Raw genomic sequence first — 26,240 nt, 5'->3', positions numbered from 1 at the left:
AAGGGGGACAAGGGAGAAATTTTTATGATAAGTGATTAGCCGGACATGATATGAAGTGGCGTTTGAGGAACTAAACCCAACGCTAAAAACCTTGGTAATGTTGGGTTTCACTTCGTACCCTACGGTATCTTGCTACAATCGCAATCAGCTTAATACCAAAAAACTGACTCAAAAAGCTCAATTTGAGTCAGTATAAATGGTAATAGATATCAAATGAGCAGTGCGATCGCGCTCTAGACAAGTCTCTAGTTTGATTGAGTCAATGTTAGGAGAGTTGAAACAAAAATGTTACCATATCTCCCTTACCTAGACTAATGCGATCGCCTGGTCTTAAGCGGTGTCGGTTACCTGGTGATAGCGGCAAATTATTAATATATGTACCGTTGGAACTTCCCACATCTTCAATGTAATGAGCATCACCTTCAATACGAATGTCCGCATGAATCCGTGAGACAATTTCCGAATTGGGAAAACCGGACACATCTATATCAGGGGGGATACGGTCGTTAGCTTTACCGATATGGACGACAGAAAGATTTTGAGGTAATTCAATATCGCGATTGCTTTGGATGTGAAATAGCCGCGCTGTCACTTGTTGCAATTGCGTTCTAGCAGCAGTTGCAGGTGGTGTTGCTACTGGTGGCGGCAGTGGTGCCTGTGGTGGCATTACTGGCTCAGGAGGTGGTGTTGGCTGAGCAGTTGCCATTGGTGGGGAAGGCGGTGCTGGTTGCATGGTTGGAGGCGGGGACATTCCTTGCTCAGAAACCATGGGTTGAGCAGCAACTGTTGGAGGAGTAATTTCTGGAACCGACATCTGTGGCGCACCTGCCACCGCTGTGGGTGGTACGGATGAAGCTACTTCAGGATGGGAGTGAGTAGAGCTACTTATTCCCAAAGCATCGGGTTGTAAGAGTTCCAACAGTGGATCAGGGGTAATTAACGGTGGTACTTCTACAGGAATGTCGGGGGCAACTGTTGGTGCTACTGCTGTTGCAACGCTTGCAGGTACCGCTGAATGCAGGTTATGGCCACATTGACCGCAGAAAGCGGCGTCTGCCTGCACAGTTGCCCCACAGCTGGGACAGTTATTAGTTGCTGGTAATGGCGTATAGCAAGCTTCACACTGGACAGCGCCGTCAGGGTTGGGATGATTGCAATTAGGGCAGACGATCATCAGATTTTAGCCTTTGTTCAAGCTCATCTTAAACATCTTAAAGTGGTATTGGCAAGGAGACTGAGGATTGGGGACTGGGATTCAAAACTATACCTAATCCTTTGATATCCTCCCCGAACTGAAAGGTGCGGGGATTCCCAAGAATCACTTCTTGAGTTTTCTGCTTCGTCCCGTGCCAGCTAGACTGACGTTACCGCCTACTCAAAACTCAGGACTCAGCACTGATTCTAACAGTTACTCCTGATGGGAAAGTTAAGGTTTGAGTTCCAAACCTGCTGCCGCATCCAGTAGCCACCAAAGTTCTCCTTGGGGCTGAATTAATCGGGATGGATAAGTAAAATCATCGGCTACGGGTGCAAAGACTTGAGCTAAAGCTGGTCGTTTATTAGCACCAGCAACCACAAAAATTACAGTGCTAGCAGAATTGATGAAGGGGTATGTAAAGGTTATGCGCGGGTTGCCGTCTTTGTTACCCACTGTAGTTAGGCGATCGCGTACTTTGAGTGCCTCTGTGTGGGGAAACAAAGATGCGGTATGTGCATCATCTCCCATTCCTAGCAATATTACATCTAGAGCAGGGAACTCTCCGGATGAAGAGTTAAAAAACTCTTGCAGATGTTGTTCATATTTAGCAGCACTAACCGCTGGTTCAGCTTCTAAAGTCGGTACGGAGTGAATATTAGTTGCTGGGATATTAACTTTATCCAACCATGCACGACGCGCCATTAGCTCATTGCTATCAGGATGATCTGGTGGTACGTAGCGTTCATCTCCCCAGAACACATGAATTCTATCCCAAGGTAGTTTTTGAGTGGCGATCGCTTCGTATAACGGCTTAGGTGTACTGCCGCCAGATAAGGCGATAGTAAATCGCCCCTGCTCCCTAATCGCAGTTTCCAACTTGGACAAGATCAATTCCAGCGCTCGTGCTACCAATGCTGACTGATCTGGCAGAACTTCAACCGGTTTATTCATGACTTTATCATTAGATTAGCAGCTTCCAGCAATACAATAACGAATTTATGATCATTCCCCTTTTGAAATTTTGAAACTTTTAATATCTGGGAATTGGGGAATTAGCAAGAGAACGTGGGGATACGGAGAAATTTTTTCCCTCATTCCCAGTTGGCGATCGCATCTCGCTGGGCTAGTAATAATTGCTGGATGCCTTTTTCGGCGAAATCTAGTAGCTGATTTAATTGAGTTCGGTTAAAGCTGCCTTCTTCGGCTGTTCCTTGGACTTCAATGATTCCTAAGTGTTGATTCATCACTACGTTAAAATCGACTGTTGCGGCTACGTCTTCAATGTAGTTTAGGTCTAAAAATGGCTCTCCCTGCAATAATCCTACGGAAACCGCTGCCACTTGTCCTGTAAGAGGCGATCGCTCTAATACTCCCTGCTGCAATAATTTAGAAATTGCATGAGCCAAAGCCACAAAAGAGCCTGTAATCGCTGTTGTTCTAGTTCCAGCATCTGCTTGCAATACATCGGCATCTACGGTTAGTGTGCGTTCTCCTAGCATCTCAAAATCTAAAGCTGCTCTGAGGCTACGTCCAATTAAACGTTGAATTTCTTGCGTCCGTCCAGATAATTTTAGCAATTCTCTTTCTTGCCGCTGTTGAGTCGCAGATGGTAGCATTCTATATTCGGCAGTTAGCCAACCTTTACCAGTTCCTTCGAGAAATCTAGGAACTCCCTGAGTGACACTAACGGTACAGAGTACTTGAGTGTCGCCGCATTTTGTCAGTACAGAACCAGGTGCGAAGCGGGTAAAATTGGGATAAAAGCTGAGTGGACGAAGTTCATAAGGTTGTCGGCCGTCGGGACGCTGCCAAACCATGGGAGTTGCCTCAAAGTTTTCACTGAGAATACTACTGTGAACTACTCCCACGCGATCGCGCGAGCTTCTTAAACTTTTTCACAGAAGTCTTAGCGGTTGCTCTTGCACATTAACGGTCAAGCGTGGGTACTTCACACTCCATAATCGTAAAGGATGGAGAGGAGAGTCAAAAACAAAAGGGGCAAGGGGCAGGTGTAGGTTTTTAATATTTTGCATTATACAAATCTTAATAATCCTTGACTTCGTGCAAACGTAGTGCTTGACTAATAATGCAATTTAATTAATAAACTATAATCTGTAAAAAACAGATTGATTATACAGACAAATTTGCAATCTTAAACCCAAAAAATACTCAAACTAATTGTAATATTTACAACTATTTCTATGCTTGCCCAATTAGAAACTCCAAGTGTAAATTTGACTCCCGACTTACCATATCCATTGGAAGGATTAGTACAAGTTTTTACTAGTACATATAGAAACTTTTTTACAAGTGTAATAGCACAAGCACTAAGGATTGCTGGTCAAGGCACACCAGTATTAGTAGTACAGTTTCTCAAGGGAGGAATTCGTCAAGGGCAGGAACGACCCATACAACTAGGACAAAATCTAGATTGGATTCGCTGCGATTTGCCTCGTTGTATTGATACACCACAGTTAGATGATACAGAAACCCAGGCTTTGGAAAAACTGTGGCAATATACACAACAAGTAGTATGTGAAAATAAGTATTCTCTCGTTGTTTTAGATGAATTAAGTTTAGCAATCAACTTTGGTTTAATTCCCGAAACAGAAGTTTTAGAGTTTCTAGCAAAACGCCCTCCTCATGTCGATATCATCCTTACGGGGCCAGACATGCCTCAATCATTGTTGAATGTGGCAGATCAAATTACGGAGATCCGCCGCAGCCATGGCCCTAACTAAAATTAGTCTCATAATTCGGTTTGAATTACCTGTGAACTTGTGATTAAAAACGATATCTGGATTACTGAAATGGCTCAAAAATCTATGATTGTACCCTTTGAGCCAAGCTTAGTCCGAAAAGTGCAAACAAACGACTCTCTAGAAGTTAAACCTGTCATCAGCTATGGTCTATCTTCTTATGGCTATGATATACGCCTGTCTCCGGCTGAGTTCCGCATTTTTCGACACATTCCTGGAACTGTAGTTGATCCCAAAAAATTTAACCCTCATAATCTAGAGCCAACAGCACTACACAAAGATGACAATGGCAGTTACTTTATCCTACCTGCTCACTCCTATGGGCTTGGCGTTGCCTTAGAAAAATTAGAGGTTCCAAACAATATCACAGTAATCTGCATAGGTAAAAGCACTTATGCAAGATGTGGTATAATAGCTAACTTAACACCAGCTGAAGCTGCATGGCGGGGTCATTTAACCCTAGAATTTTCTAATTCTTCTAGTGCAGACTGTCGCATTTATGCGAATGAAGGCGTGGTGCAATTACTCTTTTTAGAAGGCGAACCCTGTGCTATTAGTTACGAAGCACGACAGGGTAAATATCAGGATCAAGCTGAAAGAGTGACGCTAGCGAAAGTTTGAGTATGATTTTTTACAATAAAAGTGAAACCCACGTTAAATCTGGATTTTTTAATTTTGAATTGGTGTGACTTTCAACCGCTTAAACATTGCTTCTCGTGCTTGGGCTGCTAAGCTATCTTTCAAAGGTGGCAGTACGATCGCTTGCTGATACTTTAACTTAAGAGCAGTTTGAATTAACCAGTCAGCCACGAAGGGATTTTTCGGCAGTAGGGGGCCGTGAGAATAAGTTGCGATCGCATTTTGATAAAATGCTCCCTCTGTCCCATCTTCACCATTATTACCCAAGCCATATACAACACGTCCTAAAGCTTCAACCTTCCCCAATTTGGTGCGTCCACCGTGATTTTCAAAACCAACTAAGTAGGGTTTGCTACCCGTCATTTCTATCAAATCTCGTGCTAGTCGATTAGCTGTAACTTCTATTACTAAATTACCAATACAACGTTGAGTATTTTCACCAGGATGAATGGAGACTAAATCTAATATCCCCAGTCCTTCAATTCGTTGCCCTAATCCTGGTTCGTAATAGTGTCCTAGTAGTTGGGGTGAACCACAGGTAAACACTCCTGGTGTGCCATTTTCAATTTTTTCACGCATGGCGTCGGCTTTTGCACCTTGCAAATCACGCATCACGATTTCTTGTTGTCGGTCTTGTGCGCCACCACCAACAATCAAATCTACAGATTTAATATCATTTACTGTAGCATTTTGATCTAAGGGCACGACCTTAACATCATATCCCCGCCACTGTGCGCGACGTTCTATACAGATAACATTACCGCGATCGCCATAGGTACTCATCAGTGTAGGATATAGCCAACCTATGATTAATTCCAACTGTTGAGAACTCATAAACCCTCACATAAATATTTGATAAATCATAACTTTTTCTCTGAAGAATTATTGTGTGTAGGGGTGTGGGGGTATCTATGCACTTCTAGAGGCGGCTTTCCTCCCCATCCCCTCGTGGGTGGGGAGGAAAGCGCCGCTTTCGATAAATAATTACGAATTCCCCATCCCCCATTCCCCTGCTATTCTTAGCAATGAGCGCCACATCTGCTTGCAATCTGAACAGGAAAATAAAAGATGTCTGCTACAAATTCACAACCTCAATTAAAACGAGAATTAGGGGTTGTTGGAGCAACCTTGATGGGATTGGGTTCGATAGTTGGTACTGGTGTATTCGTAAGCATCGGTATTGCTACTGGCATCGCTGGGTCTGCGGTAATTATCGCAGTGATAATTGGAGCGATTGTAGCCACCTGTAATGGACTCAATAGCGCTCAGTTGGCAGCTAATCACGCTGTTAGCGGTGGTACTTATGAGTATGGCTATAAGTATCTCACCCCAGCTTTGGGCTTTACGGCAGGCTGGATGTTTTTAGTAGCAAAGACTGCCTCGGCTGCAACTGCGGCTTTGGGTTTTGCCGGATACTTACTAAATATCTTCGGTTTCAATGCTGCTTGGGTTGTTCCTACAGCCCTGTTGGCTGTAGTAATCATCACTTTGATTGTTCTTAGTGGTATCCGACGTTCCAATATTGCTAACACCGTGATTGTGTCGGTGACACTCTTATCGTTAGGATTTTTTATTGTTGCTTGCCTACCCCGTGCTATTGAAGTAGGGGTTGATAATTTGACACCTTTTTTTACAACTTCTCCAGGAGCAATACTTCATGCTAGTGCCCTGATGTTTGTTGCTTACACAGGTTATGGGCGCATTGCCACAATGGGCGAAGAAGCTCGTTCGCCCAGACAAACAATTCCGAAAGCGATGATTGTTTGTTTATTGCTGACGATGGTTCTTTACATAGCAGTAGCAACAGTTGGTATTGGGGCTGTAGGAGCAGATGTTTTGGGTAGTGTGACTCAACAGACAAAGACTGCTCCTTTAGAGGTAGCAGTTCGTACTATTGTTGGTTCGGGAGGTGCTTCGGTTTTAGCTATTGGGGCGATGACCGCAATGTTGGGCGTATTATTAAACTTAATTTTGGGTTTATCCCGTGTGGTGTTGGCAATGGGACGCCGCCGAGATGCTCCGCGATTTTTGGCACGTCTGAACCGTGAACAAACTACTCCCCATTGGGCTGTGCTGTTTGTGGGAATAGCGATCGCATTACTAGTACTATTAGGCAATGTCAAAACAACATGGTCATTTAGCGCCTTTAGTGTCTTAATTTACTACGCAATCACCAACCTAGCTGGCTTACGACTCAGCACTTCTGAGCGACTTTATCCCGTATGGATAGGTTGGTTAGGACTTTTGTCTTGCTTGTTCCTAGCTTTCTGGGTAGAGTCTTCTATCTGGCAAGTGGGTTTAGGGTTAATTGCTGCTGGGTTAATTTGGCACAAGATTAGGCGGGGAATGGGGAATGGGGAATAGGGAATTGGTGTTTGTTATTTCTCCCCCTTAAATCTCTGCGTTTCCATGTCCCTGCCTTCCCCGAATTTCTTTTTGTTGAAAACGTTAGCATAGCTGGACGATCACAAACTCGAACTATGCATCTTTAAGCGTTTCCATAGAGTTAAAAGCGCTCAGATGTCCTTCCTGTCATCATTTGTAGCCATCTTCTCAATAATCTTCCTCAGTTTTATTACGTAGAAAAAAGTATATTTTTATACGTAAAAATATATAACATGTTTTATGTATTTTTTCTGAAGGCACTTCTTTATCGAGTCTTTAAGATAGAGCGTAATGTATACCACTTACTACATAGCATAGTGGGTTGTGAGCTAGATGTATATTAAGAAAAATGTTCATCAACCAACTATTAGTTGGCAAGAGTATCTGTTAAATCTGTCTTTGAAATTATTTAATGCAGAGATGATTTTCCAGAGATGTTTACGTTACATATATCATCATTACTAGATGAGAAATTGAGCGTAAAAACAGTTTTTGATGAAAATCAAGCTAATTTACTACCGACTTAACTAGGTACGTAAGAGACAGAATTTATTGAGTAAATATCTGTCAAATTAATTTGAGATGAAACAGCGTGTATGTTTCTTTAGAGCAATCATACTGACTTAGTTTTGCCGTAGCGATCGCATCCATCTGTGGTGCGCTGTTCATCAACAAATGAACAAGAAAGTTTTTGTAAACATGACGCAAATAGCTTTCAGAAGTAGGTAGATAAGCAAAATTAACTTAGTTTCTACTTCAGATCAAAACAACATTTGAGTTGATTTTGATGACTAATTCACGTGCATAAATACTTCCGGTTAATCCCAAATATTAATGAGGGGATTGACAATTTGTAGTGCTGATTTTTGCAACGCCGTAGTAGTCAGATAACCAAGCATAATTTAGAGGAATTACTCAATGTCTATCATTAACGTTACTAACATCAACGATAGTGGTTCTGGTTCTTTGAGAGATGCGATCGCTCAAGCGAAAGCAGGTGACACAATTAAATTTGCAGCGAATCTGGCGAACAAAACAATTACCCTCACCAGCGGTCAAATAGAACTGAATAAGGATCTGATCATCGATGGCTCTGATGCAGCAAATATTGCTATCAGTGGCAACAAAGCCAGCCGAATTTTTAATACAACAATGGGTATTAAGCTGAATCTTCAGAGTTTAAGCTTTATCGATGGCAGAGCTGTCAGCAGTGATCCTAAGTCTGAGATTAGGGGCGGTGCAATTAATCTTAATCACTACTCTAATTTAACGGTATCTGATTGTTCGTTCAAAGATAATATCTCTAATCGGGGTGGAGCGCTTCATGTTGGCCGTTCTTGTGTTGTGCAAGTATTGGATAGTACCTTTGATAACAATGATGGCAGCGTAGTAAAAAATGGCTTCAGTGCAGGCGCGATCGCTGCTGGAAGTAGTGGATTATTAACTATTAAAAATAGCAAATTCACTAATAACGTTGGGGTTTCAGGTGGAGCGGTTTATAAGCTTTTAGGCCCTCTGGTAGTAGAAGATTCCGTTTTCCTCAACAACAGTTCGTTTGATGGAGGTGGCGCAATCTATACAGATGGCGCAAATCCTGCCGGCACCAGACCTACCCCAGAAACAGTGGGTGGCACAATTAGAATCAGTGGCAGTTGGTTTGAGGGGAATCAGACCATTGGAGCTGGAGGAGCGCTCAGTCTCTACATATATAATCCAGATAAAGTCATCGTTGAGAACAGCACAATTATCAACAACAGAGTCAAACCTACATCGAAAGGTGTTGCTCTGGGGGGAGGCTTAAGAGCTAACGGTAACGTCACAGTTCGTAATGTTACCTTTGCCAACAATATCTCTGAGGGACAAGGCGGTGGCTTGTGGGTAGATGGCGATTCAACCTCAAGAAATGCACACATCAAAGTTGAAAACAGTACCTTTTCTGGAAACCAAGCAATCACCTCAAAAGGTGTGGGTGGAGCGATCGCGATGAATCCTCCTGCATCTGCCAAAATTGACATCATCAACTCTACAATTGTTGATAACTATGCTCAATCCTATGGTGGAGCAGTGTGGTCTGTTGGCAAAGGCCCAGTCACGCTGACTAATTCAATCGTTGCCAACAACACAGCTAATAATCTTTTTGGACTTGCTCAGCAAACTGTATACCAATTACTTGATGGCGGCGGTAATATTGAGTTTCCTTCCCCAATCAATAGCAAAAATAAAAAAGTAACTGCCGGTTCTCTTGTTGCAAATCCCAAAGTCGGTTATCTGCGAAATATGGATGGTGTACTGATGCATTCATTGTCAGCCGATAGTCCCGCAATCAATGCAGGAGTTGTTGCTGTCAACGCACCCACCACTGATGGACGCAATTTAACTCGTGATGGCGATCTTGATATTGGAGCATTTGAATTTGGTGCTACTGGTACTGGCAGCAGTCGGAGTCAAATCGTCTTAGCCGCAGCTGCCAAATGGGCTAGCAACTTTAATAAACCTACTGCTGGACGTGATATCCTCACAGGTACATATTGGAGCGATCGCATCACCGGCTTAGGAGGTAGAGATGTACTCACAGGTGGTAGCGGTAATGATCAGTTCATCTACACCCACATGCGCGATATAGGCGACACAATCACCGATTTTCAGGTTGGTAAGGACAAAATAGTCTTAACTGAATTGCTTGATAGTTTGAGTTACACAGGTAGTGACCCCATAAATGATGGCTATATCAAAATTTTGCAAGGAGTTAGCCCCACCAACTTTATAGTTCACATTGACCCTGATGGCCCTACAGGGACAGAACTGTTCAAACATTTGGTAACTGTGAATGTGACTGATAACCAGACCTTTAATAATCCTAGTAACTTTGTGTTTTAGATTAGTGACATACTCCCCGCGCCGCCTCCGGGACGGCGGGGGCTTCTCAGCGACTCCCGGCAACCCGTAGGCTTGACGCTGCTTTAGACCGCGCTGGCTCACCTGTTAAGTGTTAAGAGTTCCCTATTCCCCTACACCCCTAGTTTGTTGACCTATAATTTCTGTAGTTCTCATTAAGTGCTAGCAGGGGGTCTGAAAGTTGACAACTCCACAAAGTAGCCAAAATTACATTGATGGGCAATGGCTAAATGCTATTGCGGGAAACATCCTAGAAAGTCGGAACCCTGCTTTAACACACGATATCGTTGCCACTTTCCCACGTTCTCAAGCCAATGATGTAGACACAGCCGTAGCCGCCGCCCGCCAAGCCTACCACAATTGGCGAAAGGTTCCCGCTCCAGCCAGAGCAGAGTATATTTTCCGTGTAGGAGAATTATTACTCCAGGATAAAGAAGAACTTGCCCAGTTAATCAGCCGGGAAATGGGCAAACCCCTAACCGAAGCAAGGGGAGATGTGCAAGAAGGTATAGATTGTGCCTTTTACAGTGCTGGAGAAGGGCGGCGATTATTTGGGCAAACGACACCTTCAGAAATGCCCAACAAATTTGCGATGACGGTGCGGATGCCTATAGGAGTATGCGCTTTAATTACTCCGTGGAATTTTCCCGTAGCAATTCCTTGCTGGAAAGCGATGCCAGCGTTAATTTGTGGCAATACCGTCATTCTCAAACCTGCTGAAGATACCCCCGCGTGCGCCACTAAACTAATAGAAATTTTTCAAGCGGCAGGTTTACCACCAGGAGTAATCAACTTAGTGCATGGGATAGGTGAGGAGGTAGGTAAAGCCCTAGTTGAGCATCCTGATGTTGATTTGGTGTCTTTTACCGGTTCCTCAGAAACAGGTGCTTTTGTTGGCGCTACTTGCGGACGCACTCACAAGCGTGTCTGTTTAGAAATGGGTGGTAAAAATGCTCAAGTGGTGATGGAAGACGCCGATTTAGAACTAGCCTTAGATGGTGCAGTTTGGGGAGCTTTTGGCACAGCTGGGCAGCGGTGTACTGCCACTAGTCGGCTGATTTTACATCGCGATATCAAAGAAAAATTTACCACGATGCTCTATGAGCGTACCAGTAAATTACGCCTGGGTGCTGGTACTGACCCTAATACAGATATTGGGCCAATAATCAATCAAAAGCAACTCCAACGAGTCAGCCAATATATAGATATTGCTCGTGAAGAAGGAGCAAAGATATTAATTGGTGGCACAATTGCTACCGAAAACTCATTGAAAGACGGCTATTTCTTTCAACCAACCATTTTGGATCATGTAACGCCTAATATGCGCGTTGCTCGTGAAGAGATATTCGGGCCAGTGGTAGCATTGATTGAAGTTACCACCTTTGAGGAGGCGATCGCTATCCTCAACAACAGTAATTATGGTCTTTCTTCCTCAGTCTACACCCTTGATATCAACCGAGCCTTTACCGCCATGCGCGACATTGAGGCAGGTATTACTTACATTAATGGCCCCACTATTGGTGCAGAAGTACACTTACCTTTTGGCGGTGTTAAACAAACAGGTAATGGACACCGGGAAGCCGGAACCACTGCTTTAGATGTATTTACTGAATGGAAAAGTGTTTATGTAGACTTTTCTGGCAGTTTGCAACGCGCTCAAATAGATAACCGTAGTTAAATAATTCGTAATTCGTAATTAAAAACCCTTTCAGACGGAGATTTATACCCCGACTAAAACTGAGCTACGTCTATACGTAGCAGTCTTGTATCCTTGAATTTACGATAAGATAGAAGAAAAGACCAACACTAATCCAAAAACCTTTTTGTGATCAGTTTTGGAGAAGAGTTGATATTAATTATTACCCAATGATGAAGGGAGGTTTGAGATGACAATTACCCTGAATCACACCATAGTACCTGCATACAATAAGGAAACATCGGCACAGTTTTTCGCTCAAATTTTTGGTCTAAAAGTTGAGACTCCCATTGGACATTTTGCAGTTGTGCATGTCAATGATAAATTAACATTCGACTTTGCCAACACAGCAGAATTTGAATCCCATCATTATGCATTCCATGTCAGTGATGAGGAATTTGATACCATCTTCGCACGAGTTAAAGAAGCAGGTCTAGAATACAGTAGTGACCCCATGCATCAAAATAAAGGTCAACTTAATCACAGAAACGGCGGACGTGGCTTCTATTTTTATGACCTTGATGGACATAATTTAGAACTGTTAACCTGCGCGTAAATATTTAGCTTCTTTTTGCGTGTATTAATTACGGGTTACGTTACTGTAGCGTCAAGCTTTTGAAAACTTTTATACCCATGCTAAATTTGGATTTCATAATTTTGAATTGGTATTAGTATGAGTCGCCAACCACTACTAGACCCAAATCGTTCGTATACTTTTAGCAATTACTTTGAATTAGGGTTTGTGGTTGACGATTTAGTCGCTGATTTTGGCTACTCATTTGAGCGTAAATTTTTCCATTTGCCACAATACTCTGGTATATTAGATCGGCTTTCTGACCTCAAGCAGCGGATTGAGGAAATTTTACCGTATGTAGATTTAGAAAATGAAGCCACACGTCGAGAAATACTAATTGCGCCGATTGTCACCGATTTAATCCACTATTCCCGCGCTAAATTACGTATCGAATATAGCATCAAAGTAGATAATCGACTTCAAGGTAATTTGGATTATTATCTACGAACACAAACTAATTTAATTGTGATTGAAGCCAAGCAAGCAGATATCAACAGGGGGTTTACACAACTAGCAACAGAGATGATAGCCCTTGATAGGTGGATTGATTCTACGCAAACAGAGATATTAGGAGCAGTCACAACAGGTAATATTTGGCAATTTGGTATATTGTATCGACAGACAAAACTGATTAAGCAAGCAATCAATCTTTATCGAATCACTGAAGAGTTGGAAATAGTGATTAGAATTTTGTTAGCTGCATTAATGAATGACTAAATAATTCGTAATTCGTAATGACGCTCGAAGACTCGCTACCGCTTCGCTAACGTAATTCGTAATTTCTGGTTTCAAGCCCCCGATTTGAATCGTGGGGTAATAATTACGAATTACGCGCTTTGCAGCAGTAGCGAGTCTGCGATAGCGTTAGCGATAGCGTAGCGTAAAGCCTACGGCATAGCTTCGCTTAGAGCGAGTCATCGAGCGTCGGTACGAGCGTCAGCGTAAAGCCTGCGGCATAGCTTCGCTTAGAGCGACACAGGAGCGTCGTGTTATTAATAATCACGAATTGGAGCATAGCGACTTGACACTAGAGATAAAGAAAAATAAGGATTACGAAATAACCCTTTCAAACTCTCATTTCTCTGTGTCCTTGGTGTCTTCTGCGGTTGGTTTTTCCTTTACTTGTACATCAGTTTTACCTAATATCGATTCAATCTCCCACCACTTTTGAGCAAAAGGTTGTCGGCGTGCATTTGTACCACAATGAATTTCACCCCGTCCTCTAAAATAAGGCTCCCAATCATCGATAAAATGGCAAACTAAACCCAGAGGTTCTAAGACTCCTTTAACATAGGCTTCAAACTGGCATTTACCATCAACTTTGGGGCCAAATGGTTTAGGAATGCCAAGATGCTTTTCTAAAACAATCATATTGACCATGTTGGGGAAAAAAGTCTCAGCTCGCTCGTCTTTAGTACTTTCAAATAAACCAGGGATATCGATAATATCTGCTTCACTTAAATCTAATTCCTGTTTCAAAACCTCTCGATTCCAGTTAATATATTCTTGAAAGCGATGATTATGGCGAGTTAAGTCTTCATTACCAAGAACATCTACCACACTAATATCAGCAGGGCCATTAGAAAATCTTTTTCCTTGCCGTAATAATGCTTGATTATGACCGTTTTCTCGTAAGCGTTTCAGAATGTCATAACACTTATTAGGACTAGCTAAAAGTAGCTTAAATCCTTTAGGAGTAGGGGCAGGAACAAAAGTCATAAACTCGTCTATATGTCCCACGCTGAGCCAATCAGAAAAGATTTCAAAAGGGGCTTGAATTTGTTGAGCGTAAAGAAAATCTCGTAAAACTCTCAACATCCGTCGGGGCTTTTGGGACTTTTGGATCACTTCTGCACGAGTTCCGCCAAATATGAGGCGACCAAGGAGATAATTAACACCTTTGACTGTAACTGGAGGGGAGACTTCTAGATTACCAAAAGAATCTAATTTTGTGGCTTCGTGGCGACTTTTGCGGGTTACATAACCGAAGTCAATCCCTAAAAGTTGGCGTTTGGGAAAGTCAATTAATCCCCGATCGCGTGGTGAATCAAACACTACATGCATCAGGTGTCCGGGAGCTTGAGTATAGCCAATTTCAATCTCGTCTTGCATCCAAGGATCATCTTGATGATACTCAAAAGGGACAATATCTAATTGCGCGTTAGCTTGCCCAACAACTTTTCTCAAATCCTCAATAAACTGGGCGTTAAATCCATCAGATAAACGAGAAACATAGACTGTTTTTGGAGCTAATGTATTAGGAGTCATGATCCAAGGAGCAACTCGAAATACCACGCGATCGCTGTAAATAAATTTCCGGTCTTGCAAAAGATTTAAATTGATTTCCACTAAACCATTAAAGTCAAAATCGGGATAACTTAATCCCTCAATAGCTAAGATAATATCTTTGTCAGTATCTTTGATTTTGGCATTTGTGATTCCAGGGCCAATTAACTCATAGCCATCTCTATCTAACTCATCATAAATGCGAATTCGTCTAGCGGTATCTCGATTAACTGATAAATAAAGCTCGCATCCAGCAGGTAAATTTTTTAAGCCAGCTTTACGAATAATCATAAAGCTAAAATCTTTTAAATCCAGCAATCCTTTAATTAAACTTTCTTCGCCATCATGCTGATCATCAGCAGAAATAGTATCGCGATCGCTATTGACTAATAAAACTGCACCATAGCCTTTAACCCCCGATTTCCAATCCCCTTTATGAGGATGATTATCTTCAATAATTCCATCTCGATCCGCATCCACATCTAGACAAATTCTTAAGGCAGTCAGCTTAAGTTTCACTTGACTTAACTGCTTACCAGTATTATCTTGAAAAGTAATTTGTAAAGAGCGGTCTTTTTGGCGATCGCTAAAAGTTCTCGCTAATAAAGTAATCTCTGAAACTCGTTCCACAGGAACCGGAGTTTGTATAGCAATAGGTTGTTTAGTGATAGAAGAAACTTCAATTTCTCCCCGTGTCTCTAAAGTCACAAGTGCATCTTTACTAGGCGCAAGATTTTGTAAGGAGATTTGTACTGGCTGACCGACAACTAGAATATCGTCATATTCCCAACTGCTTTCTGCGGAGCGTGAGCGACGGGCATTAGATGTTTCTACTTGTAACAAGTGTCTCATAAATTTGTGATTGTTTTAGTTTCTCGTAACTGATTTTTCGGAATGCCTGTACTTGAGAATCTGCATACTAAGATTATTTCTTATTCATGAATATTCCTATCAAAAACTCATATAAATATTATTTTTCTAACCTGAGATCGTAAACAGGGAGTAAGAAAGCAGGGGGAGGAGGGGAGGCAGCACTTCGACTTCGCTCAGTGACCAGGGAAGAAATAACTCAATTTCCCAATCCCCAAAGTTATTTTTTCACGAGAAAATAAGCAGTAGCATATTCTGGTAGTTGCCCGATAGATCGTCCAAATTCTTTTTGATTGCGAAAAATGCCTGCAAGAAAATCGAGTTGGTAAAGGTTGGGTAAAAATGCTCCGCCTGTATCGGCTATTACACCCATTCGGAGATATTTACGCCCACCACTGGTATTCTCAATAATCACCACTCTTCCTAAACCAATATTCAAGACATCTCCAGCAAATGTCACTCCTGGTTTGATAGAAATTTTGGCATCTATTTTGTAACCATAACCTTTGATAGCATCAACTTTTTTAAAATACCAGTATCGCTTTTGTGCTGTGGCTTTTAATCCCCTAATATAAGATATACCATTGTTTTTATCGACATTAAAAAATGCCTTGGAACCATCTGTAAAATTAATTAAGATTGTTCCCTGCATTAATGCTTCTTCTAAACCATTGCGGGTTAAATAAGCCAAGGGTTCTACTTTACCAAATTCTCTACCACCTGGTTCATAAATACCCGACAAAACATCTTGTTTTGTGTATCTGGTATAGAAGTTATCGTTACTGGAATTTGATTTTAAACTATAAATTGGTATATTATAATTAGAGGTTTTCTTGCGAGAACCTGGATGAATAAATACAGCATATTTTGTAATTCGTAATTGTTTTTGTTGAGTGTTTTGCGGTTTGTAAGCAGTCCATTTAATGACTCGAAAATGGGTGTTGATAAAATTAGGATTTTGCAAGCGAGTTGTTCGGTTATTGGCAATATCCTCTCTTAAAACAGTGATCATAAAATCCAAGGTTTTAAGAACATCTGCTACGGTAACACCTTGAGATGACATAATTCCTGGGCGTAAAACATCTGGGTCTGCTGAAGCGTGGTCTTGGAAATATTTTCTAGTATTAATAAGAACATATAATAAATCTGATTGATTAAAACTAACTTTTGCAGATGGTATTTTTGTGGAAGTTAAAATCCGATTACCATCAATGCTAAATTTATATTTTTTCCATTCATCTATGACAGGATATGATGCTGATGCGAGATATTTTCCTGATAGAGATGTATCTTGGTTACTAATATTTGAATTTGATGTTTGCTGAGCAATAAAATTATTCTGTAGCAAGGATAAATCTTGTAATGCCTGTTGTTGAACTGGCTGTTTGCTTTTTAACTGTGTATATAAATGGCTACTGACTACACCAACAACTGATAAGGCAGCAATACCTAATGTAATGCCTAGTTTTTGGTTAAATAAGTTACTCATTAAGTGAAAAAATAAATTTAGACTGTTAAATAATAATTCTAGTTGCTTGATATGAATATAAATATAAAACAGTCCTTAATAAACTGTGAGATTTTTTAACGAACCACAGAGAAGGATAAGTGAATATGTCTTAAAGTTGCATAATCTACAGCCTTAATAAAGACGCAAAGACGCGGGGAGTGGGAGACGCGGTGGTGTCAACTTAAGCTAAAAATAGCTTCAGTGCTGGCTTTGTCGCCCGCCTTGAACTGAAAGTTCAAGGCTAATAGCTAAAGTCTACTTCAGTAGACTAAAGATTTTTGGGGATATTTTAGTCATCTTTTAGATGACTTTCGCTATTAGCAAGGAACTTCAGTTCCTTGCGGGACATAAGTTTTACGTTGAGTTGACACCAATGGAGACGCGGTGACACAGTTTAACTTGCAGGGATTCCGGTTTAAGCAAAGATAAACATAGGAACAGAAGGAAATTATTACGTATAGAATTATGTAAACTTAGCCATAAAAGATACTAAACGTAATTTCAGCACCCTTGGAGAAACACGCCATAACGCGTTTCCACAACACCGAAATTTATACTGGTTTTTTTAAAGAGAAATAACATATATATAGGACTCCTATTTGATTTTTGTGACGCTAGATACACATCTGTCTGTTTTTTCCTGTTCCCCGTTGCCTGCGATGCACTGAGCGTAGTCGAAGTGTTCCCTGTTTCTATTTCTAGCGATGTATAAAATTTATACAAATAGAATCAAATGTTACTGTTAGCGATCGCACCCCACAGTTTAATCATCAATAATCTAAAAAACATCTAAAAGAAATGTTAAGTATTCCTGTTAACCTCAGTTTGCCACAATCGCCTCGTTTAGTGACTGCTTTACCAGGGCCACATGCTAAAGCAATTGTAGAACGTGATCGCGCCGTCACTTCTCCTTCTTACACCCGCGACTATCCCCTAGTAGTCTCGCGGGGAGAGGGTTGTATGGTAGAAGACGTAGACGGTAACGTATTTCTGGATATGACTGCTGGTATTGCTGTCACCGCCACCGGACACGCACACCCAGAAGTAGTCAAGGCAATTCACGAACAGTCAGCACGTTTATTGCACATGTCGGGGACGGATTTTTATTATGAAGCGATGGTCGAATTAGCAGAACAATTAGCTAGTCGCGCCCCCTTCCCTTACTCCCAAGATAGTCAAACGCCTTTCCCCGCCAGAGTATTTTTTACCAATTCTGGGGCTGAGTCCAACGAAGGAGCCATCAAACTAGCTCGATATTATACCAAGCGATCGCTAATTGTGGCATTCTTGGGAGCATTCCACGGACGTACCTATGGGGCAATGTCTTTGACTGGTTCCAAAACAGTGCAACGCGCTAACTTTGGGCCTTTAGTTCCTGGGGTAACTCATATCCCCTACGGTACCCACGCTAGCCTAGATTATTTAGAAAAACAGCTATTTACGACTACTTTACCACCGCAAGAAGTAGCAGCAATCGTAGTTGAACCGATTCAAGGCGAAGGAGGTTACATAGTTCCAGAAAATGGTTTTTTGCAACGCATTCGGGATATATGCGATCGCCATCATATTTTAATGGTAGTAGACGAAGTGCAATCAGGGATGGGGCGTACTGGTCGCTTGTTTGCGATCGAGCATTGGGGAGTCATGCCTGATATTATTACCACAGCCAAAGGTATCGCTAGCGGGATGCCATTAGGTGCAATTCTTGCCCGTCCTGAGTTAATGACTTGGCCACCTGGTTCTCACGCTACCACATTTGGCGGTAATCCAGTTGCTTGTGCTGCTGGTATTGCCACCTTGCGACTGCTAGAAAGTGGTTTGATGGCAAACGCCAACCAAATGGGAGAATTATTGCAAGCTGGACTAACTCAATTGCATCAGAGATTTCCTCAGATATCGCTACCTAGAGGTAAAGGTTTAATGGTGGCAGTGGATTTAGTTGATGCAGAAGGTAACTTTGATTTTAAGCTACGCGATCGCATCATCCAAGAAGCATTCTTTAAAGGTTTGCTATTGCTTGGTTGCGGTAAAGCAGCCATTCGTTTCTGTCCACCCCTAATTATTGATAGCAACCAAATTCAAACTGCCCTTGAGATTATTAGCGAGATATTTAGAGAGGGAGTGCCTGAAACTTACCCCTGAACACAAAACAAATGACCTATGACCAACAACACAATAAAAACTGTTCTCCATCTATACTCATTACTGTGGCAAGAATACAGTGCCAGAGTCAGCTATGCTCTTACTTACCAACAAATGATCACTGCTGCTGGTGGGACAGTGGCTAACGACCACATTGCTTTTCGGTCTTTGCGTCTGCTGGTGGATAACCCACAGCGTAAATTTAACTTAGGAATTGATTACCTTGGACAACTTGCAGAAGCTTTAGGTTATGTAGTAGCTGGAGAGTATACTTTTGCTGCAAACCATCTTTATGCCCGTCACTATCATCATCCTCAGCAAGAAGAATTCGACTTACCTAAACTATTCATCAGCGAGTTAATTGTAGATGAATTACCCGCTAATATTGCTCAATTAATTTATCAAACAGTATCTTCTCTTGAGCATAGACTAATCTCTCCCCTAAGTTTAATTTCACCAACAGAAGATAACCCCCAAATTGTCGCTCAACAACTTCAGAAAATCTTCACTCGCCCTTGGCAACCTCCAGGACGTTCTGTCGTGGAAGAAGTCAATCAAGTCAGCCAGTATGGTGCTTGGGTATTGTTGCATGGTTATGCTGTCAATCACTTTACAGGTTATGTTAATCGCCAAAACACTGCCAAGTATCCAGATATTGATACTACTGCCAATGGTTTGGCTAACTTAGGCGTGCCAATGAAAGCCGAGATAGAGGGCAATATTGCTTATGGCTTGCGTCAAACAGCAACTCAAGCCGTCACAGAAATGGTAACTGTACTGCGCGATCGCAGTAATACTGAAATTCAGATACCCTGGACATACGCTTACTATGAAATTGCCCAGCGTTATCTAGTAGAAGTAGAACCAGGAAAGCAGGTACTTTTTGATGCTTTTTTAGGAAATAATGCTCAGCAATTATTTGAAATGACACGTTTGTCCAAGTCCTAGAGATAAACAGTTTGTAGTCAGCACTAAAGTGCTGAAATCCTTACCTAACGCGATGCTTAACTTATTATTTTGTAATAAAAGGGTGGCAAATAAACAATAGAAAAGAAAATTATCACAATCAGCATCTGGAACGAAAAAATCGTTACCAATAATCGAAATGAGAGTCTAGATGTGGGAGAAAATATAGGTATTGTAATGAAGCAGAACCAACCGTGACTGAAGCAAAATCTACTCGTACAGTGCGCCGAGGAAGAATATTCCCCGAAATACAGTGGTCATCAGAGAAGAAAGCTCAATGGAAAGCTGAAAAAGCAGAATTTAAGCAGCGTTGCGAACAAATATTTCAAAAATTGCAGCCTTCTTTAATTAAGACTCACTACAACTGGTACATAGCAGTTGAACCAGAAAGTGGAGAATATTTTATTAATGAGGATGCATTAACAGTTGCTCAGATAGCACATGAAAAATATCCGAATTTCCGGCTGCACGTTTTCCGCATAAATGAAACTGGGGTGTGCGGCACGATATGATTTCTGGCAACTTTGGTGATGAGGATGAATTATTTTTTGAGATAGAGTTGATAGCTGCTGACTCCTTAGAACTACCAGTATCAGCACTTTTGGATACAGGTTTTTCTTGGTGGCTGGCAATTAATAACCAGGATTTAGAAGCGCTTAATTGGATTTATTTAGAACAACAAACAATGTTCACAGCCCAAGGAGAAGCAGAATTTGACATATATTTAGGAAAAGTCCGAATTGATAGCAAGGAATTTGATATTCCTGTTCATGTGGGTGAAGGAGTGTCAGAAGTTTTACTTGGTAGGCAGTGGTTAAAAAATCGACGATTGGTAGTAGATATGCCGTCTAGGATGTTAACGCTGGATGATAGTGCTTACGCCTAACTGATTTTGAAAACATGCTCTAACCCCTATGTCTAATGTTTATGCACCTGCTCTAACAGCCAAATTGAAGTAACAACACCTACAAAGTGAGCAGCAATCCCATTAATATTAGCAACAGCCACAAAAACATCGAGTGCGCGAATAATTTTATTAGGATCAGTGATTGCTACACCTGGCGGTTGGGATATCGATTTTGCCACTAGCACAAGTGTAGTTGCTCCACTACCCAAAAGAGTTAATAATATACCTATTAAACTTACAATTACACCCAGTCTAATAATTTTAGTTGTGTCTGCCTTACTGGGGTGCAAAGCCGGATTAGGATTTTCTAAACTTTTACCGATGCGAGTGTAACGAAAATCCCAATACACGCCAAATAAAAGTACTACAACTCCACATATAGCCCAAAATATACCAATTCCCAGACCAGCATTTGGTTGGTCTGCAAAGCCACGACCAGTGGCAGCAAACAATAAAGCTAAGCCAGAAACCACTGCAAGCCCCAATTGTACCCAGAAGGCCATCCATCCTGTCAGGCGAATAATATTGCCAATTCCTCGTGTTTCCGGTGCTAGCGATCGCACTTCCGATTCGGTTTGCATATTGGTTTCCATATCTAGTTGACTCGTCCCTTTATTTTCAACAATATGTCTCCAACTCCCCTTAAACCCCCACCTCTAGGCAGAAATCTTAACTAGGGAGGGATGAGGGGGATGAGGGAGAGAAATAACAAACACTCACTTCCTAGTTCCCAATCCCCAGTCCTCAATCCCCGTTTCACTAAAATCCTGCCTAATGATGCGAAGTTTTCCTGCTATGGGATGATGAAAAATTCGCCACTAAATTGACACAATCACACTAGGATGAGTGATATTCAAGCAATAGTAAGTATTTGCAAAGGCTAAGGGCAGTGGCATGATTAAATCTTGGATGGTGATTGGGGGTGTAGCTTTCTTGGTTGCTTTGGGAGCTAATATAGTTACACCTGGCGATCGCCAGTGGTTTAAGCACTTGCAACGACCTAGATGGCTAACTTTTGAGAAAGCTATTCCTATTATTTGGACTGTAATCTTTATTTGTGCTGCTTGGTCAGCATACATCGTTTGGGAAAAAGATCCAGGTAGTAACGTAACTTGGTTAATCATGGGTTTATATTTACTTTTAGAAATTTTTACTATTGCCTATACCCCTGTAATGTTCCGGTTTCGCAGTCTCAAGCTAGGTACAATTCTCGGTGGTACAGGTTTTATTATTAGTATTCTTTTGATACTTGCAGTCTTACCCGTTTCTGGTTGGGCAGCATTGTTACTAGTGCCTTATTTAATATGGAGTCCCATCGGCACATATACTACTTGGGAAATGATGAGTCTTAATCCTCAAGATGCTTAAGATTCTCACTAGCGAATGATTTCACTCATAGCCTAAATTGTCAAACTTGCAGTGTAGAAGTTGACAAAATATATAGCTAAGGGTGTCACATGATTGAATCTTGGATAGTAATTGGGGTTATAACTTTATTTATCGAGTTCGGTAGCTTTTTAATTATTCCACGCGATGTTAAATGGTTTGCACAGTTAAGACGCCCTAAATGGCTAATTTTTGAGCCATTAATTCCGCTTATTTGGACTGTAATTTTTATTTGTGGTGCAGTTTCAGCAAATATTGTCTGGCAAAAAAATCCTGGAAGTCTAATTACTTGGCTTCTCATGGGTTTATATCTTTTACTGGAAATAATTACCGTTGCTTACATACCTTTAATGCTGAGGTTTCGTAGTCTTAAGACTGGGGAAATTATTGGGTTAACAGGTTTGATTTTAGCAATTGTCCTTACCATCTGCGTTTTACCAATTTCTGGACTGGCGACACTGTTACTCATTCCTTATTTAGCTTGGAGTCCCATAGGCACTTACACTACTGACGAATTAAAAGAGTTAAATCCTTTAGATGCTTAAAAAATTCCCTAGTAAATGCCCATCTGGCAAGTACTAAGCTAAAAAACATCTAAATTACATAATCAAATTAAATAAAACTCTTGTGGGGTGGGCATCTTGCCCGCCCTAATTATGCAAGTTATATGTGGAACAGCTTACGCCTCTATTTTGATGGAGTACGAAGATGATTATGCTGTTCTCAACGAACACTTACTACAACAGGGGAAACCCCCACAACGTAGTGTCCTCCTCTGGGACGGAGGCTAACGCCAACGGAGAGGATGTAAGACCAATTCGCGGACGCAAATCCAAGATGCGGCAATCTTCTGTGATGTTGAAAGCCCACACTCTACCGTCAGGCCAGTGTGAGTAGTTCACTCATAACCTCTTGCATAAATCTTTTTTTACCGGGCTACACCCCGCTTCTCTACGAGACGCTTCGCGAACGCTAACACGCAAAGGCGCGGAGCGGCTTCCCGCTTTCTTAGGCGCAAAGACAAGGCAGTGCGTTGGGCGGGTTCCCCGACTTGTAGCAAATGTTCACGTTTCAATCCCTAATAGGGATTTAGGTTAATTAAAACAAACTGAAATGGTGTCCGATGCGCCTACATTCCCTGTTTCAATCCCTAATAGGGATTTAGGTTAATTAAAACTCCAAAAAAATAATTAAGGAGAAAATATGAGCGTGTTTCAATCCCTAATAGGGATTTAGGTTAATTAAAACGTTTCGGTGCCGATGCAACAGGCGCTGATACTCTGTTTCAATCCCTAATAGGGATTTAGGTTAATTAAAACCCGGAAGGTGCGGTTGACGTTGCTATGTACACGAGGTTTCAATCCCTAATAGGGATTTAGGTTAATTAAAACCTTTTGGCAGCAAGGATATCCCCTTTACTGCGTGAAGGAGTTTCAATCCCTAATAGGGATTTAGGTTAATTAAAACCCAGCTATCAATGCATTGGCGATCGCATTGTCTGGGATACAGAGTTTCAATCCCTAATAGGGATTTAGGTTAATTAAAACTTGAGAATTCTGTTACCAACTACGTTGAATTGCAAGTTTCAATCCCTAATAGGGATTTAGGTTAATTAAAACCATCAAAATAACGCCTGCGCGTCCACCTTTGGAGGTTTCAATCCCTAATAGGGATTTAGGTTAATTAAAACAATGATTTGCACGGACTGTAGCATCGGGTAGGGGTTGTTTCAATCCCTAATAGGGATTTAGGTTAATTAAAACAGGCATTCTGCGTGTACCCCGTTGGTGAAATTTTGTTTCAATCCCTAATAGGGATTTAGGTTAATTAAAACGTGGCGATCGCCTTCCCCCACTACTCCCTCGATGTTTCAATCCCTAATAGGGATTTAGGTTAATTAAAACCCTACAGGCGAAATAGATTCAACAGGAAATACAAGGTTTCAATCCCTAATAGGGATTTAGGTTAATTAAAACGTTTTTTGGTAGCCGACCGGTTTCTACACCAGTTAGGTTTCAATCCCTAATAGGGATTTAGGTTAATTAAAACGTTGCTTTGCCGTATAGCCCTCCAAGGTAGGCGTTTCAATCCCTAATAGGGATTTAGGTTAATTAAAACATAAACACCTTGGTTATCAAACCATTGAGGATAAGTTTCAATCCCTAATAGGGATTTAGGTTAATTAAAACGCAACTGGCGAGAATAAATTTTCACTACTCTGTGTTTCAATCCCTAATAGGGATTTAGGTTAATTAAAACTTGGCTGTTTGCCGATGCCTTCGCCCTACTTCCAGTGTTTCAATCCCTAATAGGGATTTAGGTTAATTAAAACTAGGTCATTTCTCAAACTATCTGCACCGGACTACGTTTCAATCCCTAATAGGGATTTAGGTTAATTAAAACGTCAGAGACTTTCGTAATTGAAGAGGTGCTAGGTTTCAATCCCTAATAGGGATTTAGGTTAATTAAAACAGGTGAATACTATTTCCAAAATTTCACAATTGTTTCAATCCCTAATAGGGATTTAGGTTAATTAAAACGAGCGTGATTGGGTCGGTTATTTGTGGTGTTTCCACGTTTCAATCCCTAATAGGGATTTAGGTTAATTAAAACCAAGCCCAGTGTCGCCAATCCCGCTAAGTCTTGATGTTTCAATCCCTAATAGGGATTTAGGTTAATTAAAACGGAAGTGGGTATTTTTTGAGTTCAGGATTAAAAGTTTCAATCCCTAATAGGGATTTAGGTTAATTAAAACGTAAAGTAGCCGTAAATGGCGTTTTCCAGTCAATCGTTTCAATCCCTAATAGGGATTTAGGTTAATTAAAACATTGATATACTCGCGTGGTGTACCGTCAGCATTGTATTTCAATCCCTAATAGGGATTTAGGTTAATTAAAACGGCCGGGGTCTGCAAGCCTTGGTATATTTGGTTTTCAAGGTTCAATAGTGGCAACCTGTAGCTAAGATACCTTTTCAGACGTTTGGTTGTCAAGAGCACAAGAATGATAATAACCTCAAAAGCAATTGTGATAAGGATTTGCGGGGGTGGTGTCAACCTCTAAACTCTTCAAAGAGGATTCAAAGCTAGAGAGGATAAGCTTTTCAGGCACAAAATTTTATTTTGTTTGAAAAACACCTACTGGTTGACGAATAATTACTAATTCGCGCCTAATTGTAAATTACGAATTATTCAAGACGCCCATAGCAGGCTGTAACAGAGTTTGGGGGATTGGATTGATTATGTAGCCAAGCCCACATCTGATCGCCAAAAGAAAAATGCCACCATTCTCTAGGATTGCGTTGAAACCCAGCTTTTAGCATTACATCTCGTAGTAATTGGCGATTAGCATGATACTGTTGTGCTTTGAGATGATCATTTTTGGCATAGTAGTCAGGATGCGATCGCTCTGACAATTCATCAATTGGTGAACCCATATCTACTATTCTCCCACTATCATCTACCAACGTAATATCCACGGCTGCACCTGTTGTGTGAGGAGGAGGAGTTTTTTGCTCAAAACTTGGTACAGCCCAAATCTCATAAACCGCTTGCCAAATCTCTTGCCGTTGTTCTGGTGACAACTGTGTCTGTGCCAGTCCTCTATCTTGTACTGCTTGAGTGAAGCTGTAATCTACCATGAATTGTTGGACTGCGATCGGGCGATAGGCATCAAATATTTGGATATGCCAATTAGGATACAGCAATTGCAAATTATTTTGAGCTTGAATCAATTTGTCAATCACACTTTGACGCAGATAATAAGGCGAATGTTCGCCATAAGGCGCACCTAATTTTTCATAAGGATGTGGAGATTCCACTGCAAAAAGTTCTACAGGAATTTTTACCAAAGGTTCACCGCATTCTAAAATAGCGATTTGGTGATAGAGTCTCATAATAATTCGTAATTCGTAATTCGTAATTCGTAATTCGTAATTTAAGTTTTTATTGACACAGACTTGGTTATTGGTCATTGGACTGGGGACTGGGGACTGGGGACTGGGGACTGGGGACTGGGGACTGGGGACT

Annotated in this window: 22 protein-coding genes and 1 CRISPR repeat array; of the genes, 14 read left to right on the top strand and 8 right to left on the bottom strand. The window is 41.3% G+C overall.

Annotated elements, in window-relative coordinates; all coding sequences use genetic code 11:
* Positions 1-265 precede the first annotated feature (265 nt).
* From AC5JMF_RS16330 to rph, 3 genes are all read right to left on the bottom strand, one after another.
* On the bottom strand, positions 266-1,174 hold the full coding sequence (locus AC5JMF_RS16330; RefSeq protein WP_495796780.1) for a double zinc ribbon and FHA domain-containing protein: 909 nt from the start codon (positions 1,172-1,174) through the stop codon (positions 266-268).
* 252 nt (positions 1,175-1,426) lie between these two features.
* The gene (gene pgl / locus AC5JMF_RS16325; protein ID WP_495796779.1) at positions 1,427-2,149 is read right to left on the bottom strand and encodes a 6-phosphogluconolactonase; all 723 of its coding nucleotides are present in this window, start codon (positions 2,147-2,149) and stop codon (positions 1,427-1,429) included.
* Between the two features lie 140 nt (positions 2,150-2,289).
* Positions 2,290-3,015 (bottom strand): ribonuclease PH, encoded by a 726-nt coding sequence (rph, locus tag AC5JMF_RS16320; RefSeq protein WP_495796778.1) that lies wholly within the window; start codon positions 3,013-3,015, stop codon positions 2,290-2,292.
* A gap of 384 nt (positions 3,016-3,399) precedes the next feature.
* Between rph and AC5JMF_RS16315 the strand changes: the two genes are divergently transcribed.
* Positions 3,400-3,939, top strand: coding sequence for a P-loop NTPase family protein (locus AC5JMF_RS16315; RefSeq protein ID WP_495796777.1), 540 nt, complete (start codon positions 3,400-3,402; stop codon positions 3,937-3,939).
* A 69-nt stretch (positions 3,940-4,008) separates the two neighbouring features.
* Positions 4,009-4,578, top strand: a complete 570-nt coding sequence (gene dcd / locus AC5JMF_RS16310) for a dCTP deaminase (RefSeq protein ID WP_495796776.1) — start codon at positions 4,009-4,011, stop codon at positions 4,576-4,578.
* 48 nt (positions 4,579-4,626) lie between these two features.
* Here dcd and AC5JMF_RS16305 read toward each other — a convergent pair whose 3' ends face one another.
* Positions 4,627-5,430, bottom strand: a complete 804-nt coding sequence (locus tag AC5JMF_RS16305; protein ID WP_495796775.1) for a type 1 glutamine amidotransferase — start codon at positions 5,428-5,430, stop codon at positions 4,627-4,629.
* A gap of 234 nt (positions 5,431-5,664) precedes the next feature.
* On the opposite strand from AC5JMF_RS16305, the gene AC5JMF_RS16300 reads away from it, so the two are divergent.
* The 5 genes from AC5JMF_RS16300 to AC5JMF_RS16280 all read left to right on the top strand — a co-directional run bounded on the left by AC5JMF_RS16300 (position 5,665) and on the right by AC5JMF_RS16280 (position 12,863).
* The gene (locus tag AC5JMF_RS16300) at positions 5,665-6,960 is read left to right on the top strand and encodes an APC family permease (RefSeq protein WP_495796774.1); all 1,296 of its coding nucleotides are present in this window, start codon (positions 5,665-5,667) and stop codon (positions 6,958-6,960) included.
* A gap of 939 nt (positions 6,961-7,899) precedes the next feature.
* A complete protein-coding gene (locus AC5JMF_RS16295; RefSeq protein ID WP_495796773.1) occupies positions 7,900-9,858 on the top strand; it encodes a choice-of-anchor Q domain-containing protein in 1,959 nt (652 codons plus the stop codon).
* Positions 9,859-10,057: 199 nt separating this feature from the next.
* Positions 10,058-11,554 (top strand): aldehyde dehydrogenase family protein, encoded by a 1,497-nt coding sequence (locus tag AC5JMF_RS16290; RefSeq protein WP_495796772.1) that lies wholly within the window; start codon positions 10,058-10,060, stop codon positions 11,552-11,554.
* Between the two features lie 208 nt (positions 11,555-11,762).
* Positions 11,763-12,128 (top strand): VOC family protein, encoded by a 366-nt coding sequence (locus AC5JMF_RS16285; protein WP_495796771.1) that lies wholly within the window; start codon positions 11,763-11,765, stop codon positions 12,126-12,128.
* Positions 12,129-12,245: 117 nt separating this feature from the next.
* Complete coding sequence (locus tag AC5JMF_RS16280; protein WP_495796770.1) at positions 12,246-12,863, top strand: hypothetical protein; 618 nt, start codon at positions 12,246-12,248, stop codon at positions 12,861-12,863.
* Between the two features lie 357 nt (positions 12,864-13,220).
* Here the strand turns inward: AC5JMF_RS16280 and AC5JMF_RS16275 are convergent, their stop codons facing one another.
* A complete protein-coding gene (locus AC5JMF_RS16275; protein WP_495796769.1) occupies positions 13,221-15,284 on the bottom strand; it encodes a protein-arginine deiminase family protein in 2,064 nt (687 codons plus the stop codon).
* A 238-nt stretch (positions 15,285-15,522) separates the two neighbouring features.
* The gene (locus AC5JMF_RS16270) at positions 15,523-16,791 is read right to left on the bottom strand and encodes a hypothetical protein (RefSeq protein WP_495796768.1); all 1,269 of its coding nucleotides are present in this window, start codon (positions 16,789-16,791) and stop codon (positions 15,523-15,525) included.
* 819 nt (positions 16,792-17,610) lie between these two features.
* Between AC5JMF_RS16270 and AC5JMF_RS16265 the strand changes: the two genes are divergently transcribed.
* The 4 genes from AC5JMF_RS16265 (at position 17,611) to AC5JMF_RS16250 (ending at position 20,806) form a co-directional block, all read left to right on the top strand.
* On the top strand, positions 17,611-18,954 hold the full coding sequence (locus tag AC5JMF_RS16265) for an acetyl ornithine aminotransferase family protein (RefSeq protein ID WP_495796767.1): 1,344 nt from the start codon (positions 17,611-17,613) through the stop codon (positions 18,952-18,954).
* Between the two features lie 18 nt (positions 18,955-18,972).
* Positions 18,973-19,902 carry a DUF1338 domain-containing protein gene (locus AC5JMF_RS16260; protein WP_495796766.1) on the top strand — a complete coding sequence of 310 codons (930 nt, stop codon included), beginning with the start codon at positions 18,973-18,975 and terminating at the stop codon, positions 19,900-19,902.
* A 212-nt stretch (positions 19,903-20,114) separates the two neighbouring features.
* Positions 20,115-20,432, top strand: a complete 318-nt coding sequence (locus tag AC5JMF_RS16255; protein ID WP_495796765.1) for a hypothetical protein — start codon at positions 20,115-20,117, stop codon at positions 20,430-20,432.
* A complete protein-coding gene (locus AC5JMF_RS16250; RefSeq protein ID WP_495796764.1) occupies positions 20,429-20,806 on the top strand; it encodes an aspartyl protease in 378 nt (125 codons plus the stop codon). The genes AC5JMF_RS16255 and AC5JMF_RS16250 overlap by 4 nt, the downstream gene beginning before the upstream one ends.
* Positions 20,807-20,838: 32 nt before the next feature.
* On the opposite strand, the gene AC5JMF_RS16245 is transcribed toward AC5JMF_RS16250, so the two are convergent.
* Complete coding sequence (locus AC5JMF_RS16245) at positions 20,839-21,408, bottom strand: DUF3611 family protein (protein WP_495796763.1); 570 nt, start codon at positions 21,406-21,408, stop codon at positions 20,839-20,841.
* Positions 21,409-21,721: 313 nt separating this feature from the next.
* On the opposite strand from AC5JMF_RS16245, the gene AC5JMF_RS16240 reads away from it, so the two are divergent.
* From AC5JMF_RS16240 to AC5JMF_RS16230, 3 genes are all read left to right on the top strand, one after another.
* Complete coding sequence (locus AC5JMF_RS16240) at positions 21,722-22,195, top strand: TspO/MBR family protein (protein WP_495796762.1); 474 nt, start codon at positions 21,722-21,724, stop codon at positions 22,193-22,195.
* An 89-nt stretch (positions 22,196-22,284) separates the two neighbouring features.
* Positions 22,285-22,758 carry a TspO/MBR family protein gene (locus tag AC5JMF_RS16235; RefSeq protein ID WP_495796761.1) on the top strand — a complete coding sequence of 158 codons (474 nt, stop codon included), beginning with the start codon at positions 22,285-22,287 and terminating at the stop codon, positions 22,756-22,758.
* A 111-nt stretch (positions 22,759-22,869) separates the two neighbouring features.
* Entirely contained in the window at positions 22,870-23,004 is a 135-nt protein-coding gene (locus tag AC5JMF_RS16230; protein WP_495796760.1) for a hypothetical protein, read from the top strand.
* A gap of 277 nt (positions 23,005-23,281) precedes the next feature.
* Positions 23,282-25,112: direct repeats of the CRISPR family, unit length 37 nt; unit sequence GTTTCAATCCCTAATAGGGATTTAGGTTAATTAAAAC.
* A 287-nt stretch (positions 25,113-25,399) separates the two neighbouring features.
* Here the strand turns inward: AC5JMF_RS16230 and AC5JMF_RS16225 are convergent.
* Complete coding sequence (locus AC5JMF_RS16225; protein WP_495796781.1) at positions 25,400-26,107, bottom strand: M15 family metallopeptidase; 708 nt, start codon at positions 26,105-26,107, stop codon at positions 25,400-25,402.
* Between the last annotated feature and the right edge of the window lie 133 nt (positions 26,108-26,240).

This window comes from Desmonostoc vinosum (assembly GCF_059505385.1).
This window is presented reverse-complemented; position numbering and strand designations above follow the sequence as displayed.

Bases quoted from the DNA above. Each gene is read 5' to 3' on its own strand.
- AC5JMF_RS16330 (WP_495796780.1), bottom strand. From the start codon at position 1,174: ATGATCGTCTGCCCTAATTGCAATCATCCCAACCCTGACGGCGCTGTC.
- pgl (WP_495796779.1), bottom strand. From the start codon at position 2,149: ATGAATAAACCGGTTGAAGTTCTGCCAGATCAGTCAGCATTGGTAGCA.
- rph (WP_495796778.1), bottom strand. From the start codon at position 3,015: ATGGTTTGGCAGCGTCCCGACGGCCGACAACCTTATGAACTTCGTCCA.
- AC5JMF_RS16315 (WP_495796777.1), top strand. From the start codon at position 3,400: ATGCTTGCCCAATTAGAAACTCCAAGTGTAAATTTGACTCCCGACTTA.
- dcd (WP_495796776.1), top strand. From the start codon at position 4,009: ATGGCTCAAAAATCTATGATTGTACCCTTTGAGCCAAGCTTAGTCCGA.
- AC5JMF_RS16305 (WP_495796775.1), bottom strand. From the start codon at position 5,430: ATGAGTTCTCAACAGTTGGAATTAATCATAGGTTGGCTATATCCTACA.
- AC5JMF_RS16300 (WP_495796774.1), top strand. From the start codon at position 5,665: ATGTCTGCTACAAATTCACAACCTCAATTAAAACGAGAATTAGGGGTT.
- AC5JMF_RS16295 (WP_495796773.1), top strand. From the start codon at position 7,900: ATGTCTATCATTAACGTTACTAACATCAACGATAGTGGTTCTGGTTCT.
- AC5JMF_RS16285 (WP_495796771.1), top strand. From the start codon at position 11,763: ATGACAATTACCCTGAATCACACCATAGTACCTGCATACAATAAGGAA.
- AC5JMF_RS16280 (WP_495796770.1), top strand. From the start codon at position 12,246: ATGAGTCGCCAACCACTACTAGACCCAAATCGTTCGTATACTTTTAGC.
- AC5JMF_RS16275 (WP_495796769.1), bottom strand. From the start codon at position 15,284: ATGAGACACTTGTTACAAGTAGAAACATCTAATGCCCGTCGCTCACGC.
- AC5JMF_RS16270 (WP_495796768.1), bottom strand. From the start codon at position 16,791: ATGAGTAACTTATTTAACCAAAAACTAGGCATTACATTAGGTATTGCT.
- AC5JMF_RS16265 (WP_495796767.1), top strand. From the start codon at position 17,611: ATGTTAAGTATTCCTGTTAACCTCAGTTTGCCACAATCGCCTCGTTTA.
- AC5JMF_RS16260 (WP_495796766.1), top strand. From the start codon at position 18,973: ATGACCAACAACACAATAAAAACTGTTCTCCATCTATACTCATTACTG.
- AC5JMF_RS16250 (WP_495796764.1), top strand. From the start codon at position 20,429: ATGATTTCTGGCAACTTTGGTGATGAGGATGAATTATTTTTTGAGATA.
- AC5JMF_RS16245 (WP_495796763.1), bottom strand. From the start codon at position 21,408: ATGCAAACCGAATCGGAAGTGCGATCGCTAGCACCGGAAACACGAGGA.
- AC5JMF_RS16240 (WP_495796762.1), top strand. From the start codon at position 21,722: ATGATTAAATCTTGGATGGTGATTGGGGGTGTAGCTTTCTTGGTTGCT.
- AC5JMF_RS16235 (WP_495796761.1), top strand. From the start codon at position 22,285: ATGATTGAATCTTGGATAGTAATTGGGGTTATAACTTTATTTATCGAG.
- AC5JMF_RS16230 (WP_495796760.1), top strand. From the start codon at position 22,870: ATGCAAGTTATATGTGGAACAGCTTACGCCTCTATTTTGATGGAGTAC.
- AC5JMF_RS16225 (WP_495796781.1), bottom strand. From the start codon at position 26,107: ATGAGACTCTATCACCAAATCGCTATTTTAGAATGCGGTGAACCTTTG.